At 68.6% G+C, this 4,794-nt stretch carries 7 protein-coding genes; 4 read left to right on the top strand and 3 right to left on the bottom strand.

Annotation, left to right across the window (positions count from 1 at the left end; genetic code table 11):
- Positions 1-143 precede the first annotated feature (143 nt).
- The 3 genes from AC5RUJ_RS11295 to AC5RUJ_RS11285 all read left to right on the top strand — a co-directional run bounded on the left by AC5RUJ_RS11295 (position 144) and on the right by AC5RUJ_RS11285 (position 1,693).
- Positions 144-353 (top strand): CDGSH iron-sulfur domain-containing protein, encoded by a 210-nt coding sequence (locus AC5RUJ_RS11295; protein WP_494001678.1) that lies wholly within the window; start codon positions 144-146, stop codon positions 351-353.
- Between the two features lie 55 nt (positions 354-408).
- Complete coding sequence (locus AC5RUJ_RS11290; RefSeq protein WP_494128045.1) at positions 409-1,272, top strand: phosphatase PAP2 family protein; 864 nt, start codon at positions 409-411, stop codon at positions 1,270-1,272.
- Positions 1,273-1,393: 121 nt separating this feature from the next.
- Positions 1,394-1,693, top strand: coding sequence for a hypothetical protein (locus AC5RUJ_RS11285; RefSeq protein ID WP_493987708.1), 300 nt, complete (start codon positions 1,394-1,396; stop codon positions 1,691-1,693).
- A gap of 120 nt (positions 1,694-1,813) precedes the next feature.
- On the opposite strand, the gene AC5RUJ_RS11280 is transcribed toward AC5RUJ_RS11285, so the two are convergent.
- The 3 genes from AC5RUJ_RS11280 to AC5RUJ_RS11270 form a co-directional block, all read right to left on the bottom strand.
- Positions 1,814-2,362: a DUF488 domain-containing protein gene (locus tag AC5RUJ_RS11280; protein ID WP_494102319.1), complete on the bottom strand. Its 549-nt coding sequence runs from the start codon at positions 2,360-2,362 to the stop codon at positions 1,814-1,816.
- A 13-nt stretch (positions 2,363-2,375) separates the two neighbouring features.
- Entirely contained in the window at positions 2,376-2,813 is a 438-nt protein-coding gene (locus AC5RUJ_RS11275; RefSeq protein ID WP_494001682.1) for a LapA family protein, read from the bottom strand.
- Positions 2,814-3,008: 195 nt separating this feature from the next.
- Positions 3,009-3,803, bottom strand: a complete 795-nt coding sequence (locus tag AC5RUJ_RS11270) for a hypothetical protein (RefSeq protein ID WP_494155879.1) — start codon at positions 3,801-3,803, stop codon at positions 3,009-3,011.
- 148 nt (positions 3,804-3,951) lie between these two features.
- On the opposite strand from AC5RUJ_RS11270, the gene glsA reads away from it, so the two are divergent.
- Positions 3,952-4,794 (top strand): glutaminase A (gene glsA / locus AC5RUJ_RS11265; RefSeq protein ID WP_494155878.1); only part of this gene is annotated, 843 nt, incomplete at its 3' end.

Genomic DNA, 4,794 nt, shown 5'->3' with positions numbered 1-4,794 from the left:
GGCCGTGACCTCATGGCTCGCCGTGGGCTGGCGCTTGGCGGGCGGCGTGCCGTATTCCGGCCGACGGCTGCGGAGCGCGGCCAGCAGCCCGGCATCACTGCAGCGGCGGTTCAGCCACTTCAACGCTTCGATAGGAGAAATGTATGACGAGCCAGGAACCGACCGAGATCGTCGTCTGCCCCGACGGGCCGCTGCTGGTGCGCGGTGACTTTGACCTTGTGGACGGCGACGGCGAGGCGGTGCCCCGTACGCGGGAGACGGTCGCCCTGTGCCGCTGCGGCGCGTCGGGCATCAAACCGTACTGCGACGGAACGCACAAGCTGATCGCGGCGAGGCGGAAGGCCGCGCAGTAGCGCGGTCGTGCGGCGCCGTAACGCGGTGGTGCGGCACCGCCGCTGAGGGGGCGTAATGCCTGACGAAGTCAACGACGACGCCGACGCGCCGTCCCGGCCGGTCGACGGTCCGCGCGAAGAGCGCTTCCTGGGCGGGCGGGACCTGACCCGGTGGAACACGCCACCGGGCAGGTTTTTGGCACGCGGGATGCACCGCCTCAGCAGCATCCTGGGTCCACACGCCGCGTTGATCCTCACGCTGGCCGCCGGGGCGCTGGTCGCCGTGCTGCTCACCGTCGCGTCGACCGAGATCTACGAGGCGGTGACCGACGAAGACGGCGTTGCCGAATTCGATCAGCCGGTCCTGGACGCTGCACAAACCGTCCGGTCACCCTGGCTCAATACGGCGGTGACCGCGTTCACGAACATCGGCGGGCCCATCGGCATGCCGATCCTCGCGTTGCTGGTCATGGGTATCCTGACCTTCCGCCGGCGGTCCTGGACACCGGCCATCCTGATCACCACCGCCGCCGCCGGGTCGCTGTTAATGACGGTTGCCGCCAAGCAGTTTATCGGACGGGCCCGGCCGCCGCTGCGGGAGGCGGTGCCGCCGTTCGAATATTCGGCGTCCTTTCCCAGCGGGCACTCCCTCAACGCGGTCGTCATCGCCGGCGTGGTGGCCTACCTGCTCATCCTGCGCCAGGCCAAGCGGCGGTCGAAGATCCTCACCGTCGGCGCCGCTGCCCTGTTCGCGGTGGCCATGGGATTGAGCAGGGTCTTTCTGGGCCACCACTGGTTCACCGATGTCCTGGTCGCCTGGACCCTCGGTGCCGCGTGGCTGGTGCTGGTCATCACCGCCCACCGCCTCTACCTGACCGTTTGGCACCGCGGGGGTGCACGGGGTCCCGCCCAGAGGAGATCCCCGCCGGCGGCACCCTAGGGCGGCACCCTGGGCAGATGCCCTCAGGCGGGTTCGACCGGGACACCTGCACGGTTGCCGAGCACCCCGCCGGCGAGTGGGCGCGGATAGTCTGGAAGTCCCGACGTCCAAGGAGATGCCCATGAGTTCCGTCCTCCCCACCCTGCTCACCAGCACCGGCCTGCTCGGCGGTTTCAAGACCGGCCAGGCGACCAAGAACCGCCCGCTGGCCGGCGCCGTGCTGGCCGCCGCGGGGGCCGGAGCCTTCGCGATGTGGCAGCGCAACGCCGGCACCGGGCGGGCGGCGGCACTGACCGGTGGCTATCTGGCGGCCTTTGGCGTGTCCCATCCGCTGGCCAAGAAGATCGGCGCCTGGCCGGCGGTGTATACGGTGACGGCGGCGACGGCGCTGGCTTCGCTGGTCTTCGGCCGCAAGCGCTGACCGCCACCGGCGCGCGGGCCACCAAGGCTCTATTCCGAAGCCGCGGCTCGGTTCCCCGGCGCCGTGGTTTATTGCGTACGACTGCGCTCGGTTCCCGAACGGTGGTTTATCGCCCGGGCGTCATGCCGCCGGCAGGTCCCAGTACAACCGGCCGGCTTCGGTTCGCGCACCCGCCGCCGGCTCGTGCAATGATTTCTTGCCGCCGGGCAGCAGGTGCACGACCTCGAAGGCGTGCAGCAGCACCAGGACGTCCGAGATGATCCGGCGGTGGCAGCGCCACCACACGCTCTCGCTGCACATGATCGCCACGTCGGCGGCCTCGGCGTCGGTCAGCAGGCGTCCCAGTCCCTTGGCGAATTCCGGGGTGCGGGTGTAGGCGGCATAGGCCCGGAACGCAGCGACTTGCCACCAACTGTCCGGCTCAGGCTCGCCGGCGGGAATCCGCCGTCGGCCGCCCAAGTCTTCTTCCCAGCGGTAGCCGAGGCCCGCGGTCGGAAGCCATTCGGCGAGCGCGTCGCGACCCATGTCCGGATGCTTGCGGCTGCCCGGGAACCGGCGGACATCGACGACCTTCTGCACGCCGGCGCCGTGGAGCAGTTCGGCCAGCTCTTCGGGCGTGCTGGTGCCGTGACCGACCGTGAACAACCGGCGATGTACGTCCTGTGCCATCTGCGAATCCGAATTAACGCGGGGCAGAACCGTTCTTGCGGCTCACGCGGGTGCGGTAGCGCAGCTGGATGATGCGGGCTGCCCCGGCGGCGGCGACAAAGATTCCCCCGGCGACCGACGCCACGAACAGCGCCAGCCCCAGTGCGACTTGCCCCTCGAAGCCGAAATAGCGCAGCAGGACCTGGTCCTGGTTCTGCGCGATGAACACAATCAGCAGCACCAGCAAGAGCAGTGCAACGACCACCGACGTCCAGATCATCCCCAGCCGGGTGCCTTGTTGCCTCGCCTCGCGCCCGTCAAGCGCGTCCCGGCCTGTCCCGCCGGTTTTGGGCCCAAGATCGCCGGATTTGCCCTGCCCGGAGCCACCGGACGGCCCCGCTCCCGATCGGCCGGTGTGGGTACCCCCGGCTTCGGCTCCGTCCCGTCCCGTGCCCTGCGGATTGGAAGTCATTGCTGTCCTGCCTTTCGCCGCGGCGCCTTTTCCCTCAGCGTAGACGATGCATCAGCGCAGCAACACCGGCGTCAAACCGCAAACACGTCGTGCGCCACGACTTCGTGCACTTCGATCTGCCCACCTGGCAACTTCCAGTCATCAGGGGACGGCCTGCCGCACGGCCGCCCATTCAAGGTCCGCTGCCGGCCCTTGCTACTCCGCGAGGTTGCTGCGCAACAACTTGAAAAAGCGCTTCTGGTAGTCCGGCCATTCGTCGCTCACCAGGACGCGTTCAATCCCCTGCCGGACCCACTCGGCGTCCCAGTAGCCCAGCTTCACCAACTGCGGCAGCAGAACCGACAGCTTGCGGTTCTCCCAGGGATTGCCCTCATCGAACTGCATGGCGCTGGCACCTTTGATTCCCGGTACGTGGAACAGTTCCTTGAGCGTCACGTCGATTAATCCCGGCCGCGCCCGCAGGAACTTGAGAAAGTCGATGGCTTCAACCTGCGTCTGGCTCAACAGCAGGAGCATCGCACCTCGGTGCGCCGGGGCCGGCACGAGGCCGTCGCGGACCCAGTCGAACATCGCGTCAATACCGCGGTTGCGGTCCCAGCCTTTGGGATTGCGCAGATAGCGGGCAGCCCATGCCTCGACGAACAGGTCAAGGTGGCCCGGAAACAACACCGGCGGCACGTCGCGCGCAACTTTTAAGTCGGTGTAGGACAGGTCGGCGGACCGCTCGGCGCCGATGCAGGCCATGTGGGCGATGTCCGCGGCGGCCCAATGGTCGGGCTTCAGCAGGCCCTGCCACCACCCGTCCGGCGAGCGCTCGCCGCTCGGCTCTGCCGAGACCACCGTCCGGAACCTCCGGACCATCGACTTCTGGCGCCGCTTTTCGCTGTCCGGCATGGCTGCCGCGTAGCCAAGGACCCCGGCGCGATCACCGGCGCCCAGCAAGTCGAACAGCGGGTTGTCGGCGGCCGGCACCGGCCCGGGATCGGTCATACCGCCAATCTAACCCGGCGGGCCCCGCAGCCCGGCTTTCCGGCATGATCGGCACCTCGGCGGCTCGCTCGCCGGGCATGGCCCGTGGGGCCGGGCCCTGGACCCGCCCCGTTGGTTGTACGTTCCTGCCACCCCATAGGCTGGCATCATGGACTCCCCTATCCAAAGCTATCTCCGCGCCCTGCACGCCGAGCTCGCCGGCCTCAAGGACGGCAAGCCGTACGGCGGGATTCCCGCGATGGCCGGCGCGGACCCGGACAACTTCGCCATCTGCCTGGCCACCGTGGACGGCTATGTGTACGAGGTCGGCGATTCGAACGAAGAGTTCACCATCCAGTCCATATCCAAGCCCTTCACGTACGGGCTCGCGCTCTCCGACCTCGGCCTCGACGCCGTGGACCAGAAGGTGGACGTAGAGCCGTCGGGCAACGCCTTCAACGAGATCTCCCTGGCTCCGGGCACCGGCCGCCCGGCCAACGCGATGATCAATGCCGGGGCACTGACCGCCACCTCCCTGATCAAGGGCAGCGGCGGCAAGACCGGTTTCCGCCGCATCCTCGAGCACTATTCCGCCTTCGCCGGCCGCGACCTGTCGGTCAGCGAACGCACGTTCCAGTCGGAGGCGCGGCACGGCTACCGCAACCGGGCGCTGGCCCACCTGCTGCGCTCCTTCGAGATCATCGAGCAGGATCCGGACCCGGTGGCCGAGGACTACTTCCGGCAGTGCTCGGTGCTCGTCACCTGCCGCGATCTCTCGGTCATGGCGGCCACCCTGGCCAACGGCGGCACCAACCCGCTCACCGGAAAACAGGTGCTGGACCTGGAGGTGGAGGAACGGGTCCTCTCCGTGATGGCTACCTGCGGCATGTACGACGACGCCGGTGCCTGGCTCTCGGACGTGGGCATGCCGGCGAAGTCCGGGGTCGGCGGCGGCCTGCTCGCGGTGCTGCCGGGCCAGTTGGGCCTGGCCGTTTATTCGCCGCCGCTGGAC

This window comes from Arthrobacter sp. Y3223164 (genome assembly GCF_059091005.1).
This window is presented reverse-complemented; position numbering and strand designations above follow the sequence as displayed.